This window comes from Streptomyces ossamyceticus (genome assembly GCF_001418475.1).
Taxonomy (GTDB): Bacteria; Actinomycetota; Actinomycetes; order Streptomycetales; family Streptomycetaceae; genus Streptomyces; species Streptomyces ossamyceticus.
Genome location: NZ_LIQX01000980.1, coordinates 1 through 2,608 on the forward strand (window position 1 = coordinate 1; position 2,608 = coordinate 2,608).

The 2,608-nt window shown below is 69.8% G+C and carries 2 protein-coding genes; both read right to left on the reverse strand.

What is annotated here, in order from left to right:
* Positions 1 to 63 precede the first annotated feature (63 nt).
* Positions 64 to 1,494, reverse strand: a complete 1,431-nt coding sequence (locus AOK15_RS41195) for an ATP-binding protein (protein WP_055524389.1) — start codon at positions 1,492 to 1,494, stop codon at positions 64 to 66.
* Between the two features lie 78 nt (positions 1,495 to 1,572).
* Positions 1,573 to 2,608, reverse strand: a 1,036-nt coding sequence (locus AOK15_RS41200; RefSeq protein ID WP_055524391.1) for an SCO6880 family protein, incomplete at its 5' end; no start/stop codon positions are given.

Consider the following 2,608-nt stretch of genomic DNA (forward strand, 5'->3'; position numbering starts at 1 on the left):
GCGAGGGACGAGCCGGTACGGCTCGCCCGTCCGTCCGCCCGTACCGGCTCGTCCCTCGCTCGCTCAGGCCACCGTGGACTCGGAGGAGCCGTAGCCGTCGACGTCGCTCAGATGCTCCACGAACGCGGCGGCCCGTTCCTCGGCCTCCAGTTCGGCGGCGCGTAGGGCGTCGTCGTCCAGGAGGTGGTCGTCGGAGGACTCGGTCATGGCGCGGTCGGTGAAGACGAGGGGGCGTTCCGTCTCGGTGATCAGGTGTTTGACGACCTGGACGTTGCCGTTGACGTCCCAGACCGCGATGCCCGGGGTGAGGGTCGGGATGATCTCCACCGCCCAGCGGGGGAGGCCCAGGACGCGGCCCGTGGCACGGGCCTCGTCCGCCTTCTGGGCGTAGATCGTCCTCGTCGACGCCATCTTGAGGATGGCGGCCGCCTCCTTCGCCGCCGCTCCGTCGATGACGTCGGAGAGATGGTGGACGACCGCGACGAACGACAGACCGAGCCGTCGGCCGAACTTCAGCAGACGCTGGAACAGCTGGGCCACGAAAGGGCTGTTGATGATGTGCCAGGCCTCCTCGACCAGGAAGATGCGCTTCTTCCGGTCGGGGCGGATCCAGGTGTGCTCCAGCCAGACACCGACGATCGCCATGAGGATGGGCATGGCGATGGAGTTGCGGTCGATGTGCGACAGGTCGAAGACGATGAGCGGGGCGTCGAGATCGATGCCCACCGTCGTCGGGCCGTCGAACATGCCCCGCAGGTCACCGTCGACGAGGCGGTCCAGGACCAGGGCCACGTCCAGGCCCCACGCCCGTACGTCGTCTATGGCGACGTTCATCGCCTCCGCGGACTCCGGCTCGGGGTGGCGGAGCTGCTCGACGATGTCGGTGAGGACCGGCTGGCGTTCGACGATGGTCTCGTTGACGTAGGCGTGCGCGACCTTCAGGGCGAAGCCGGAACGCTCGTCCAAGCCGTGGCCCATGGCCACCTCGATGATCGTCCGGAGCAGCGCGAGCTGGCCCGTGGTCGTGATCGACGGGTCGAGGGGGTTGAGGCGGATCCCGTGGTCGAGGGCGGCCGTCGGGTCCAGGCGGATGGGAGTTATCCCCAGCTCCTGCGCGATGAGGTTCCACTCGCCGACGCCGTCCTCGCCCTGGGCGTCGAGGACGACGACCTGGCGGTCGCGGAAGCGCAGCTGGCGCAGGACGTACGTCTTCTCCAGTGCCGACTTGCCGTTGCCGGACTCGCCGAGGACGAGCCAGTGCGGGGCGGGCAGCTGCTGGCCGTAGAGCTGGAAGGGGTCGTAGATGTAGCCCTTGCCGGAGTAGACCTCACGGCCGATGATCACGCCCGAGTCGCCGAGGCCGGGAGCGGCGGTCGGGAGGTAGACCGCCTGGGCCTGGCCGGTGGACGTGCGCACGGGGAGGCGGGTCGTCTCGACCTTGCCGAAGAGGAAGGACGTGAAGGCGTCGGTGAGGACGGACAGCGGGTCCCGCATCAGTGACGTACCTCCAGTTCCGGTCCTCGCCCGGGTGGTGACCCCTGCTGGTCCGAATGATCCCGCATCGCGGTGGCCCTACCTTCGGATTCCGGTGGCGAACGGGAGGGTGTTGACGAAGGACCGGTGGTGCTCACGGTCGCACCACTCCAGCTTCAGGTACGACTTTCCGGCGGAGGCCCTTATGGTCCGCTTGTCGCGGGCGAGGGCTTCGGGGGAGCGGGACGAGACGGTGATGTAGCCGACGAGGTTGACGCCGGCGGCGCCGCTGGCCAGGTCCTCGCCGCGCTGGTCGAGGCGGGAGTGGGAGGCCACGTCGCGGGGGTCGACCGTGCGGTTCATCTTGGCGGCGCGGGACGCCTCCGCCTCGTCGTTGGTCTTCTCGGTGAGCATGCGCTCGATGGCGACCTCGGTCGGCTCCAGGTCCATGGTGACGGCGACCGTGCGGATCACGTCGGGGGTGTGGACGAGGAGCGGCGCGAGGAAGTTCACGCCGACCGGGGTCATCGGCCACTCCTTCACCCAGGCGGTGGCGTGGCACCAGGGGGCGCGGGTGGACGACTCGCGGGTCTTGGCCTGGAGGAAGTCCGGTTCCGTCGCGTCCAGTTCGGCCGGCCAGGCATTGCGCTTGGTCATGGCCTGGATGTGGTCGATCGGGTGGTCCGGGTCGTACATGGAGTGGATCAGGGAGGCGAGGCGGCCCTGGCCGAGCGGCTGCCGGACGCGGATGTCGGCCTCCTGGAGGCGCGAGCAGATGTCCGTCAGCTCACGGGCCATGACGACGGCGAGGCCGGCGTCCTTGTCGAGCTTCCGGCCCTGGGGGCGGGCGGCGCGGGCCATGGCGTGCGCCTCGGCGGCCAGTTCGCGGGTGTAGTGCATGCAGGCGACCAGGTACGCGCGGTGCTGCTCGCTGCTCGTGGACACCATGGACTGGAGCTGGTCGTACGACTGTCGCAGCCAGCCCGGGGAACGCTCGTCGCCGCGCTGGGCGACGTCCTTGGCGTGGGCGTCCGGGTCCGCGGGCAGGGTGCGCGCGAGCATCTGGAGGCGGGTGACGAAGCCGTCGCCGTTGGCCACGTGCTTGAGGAGGGTGCCGAAGCGGTCGACGAGGGCC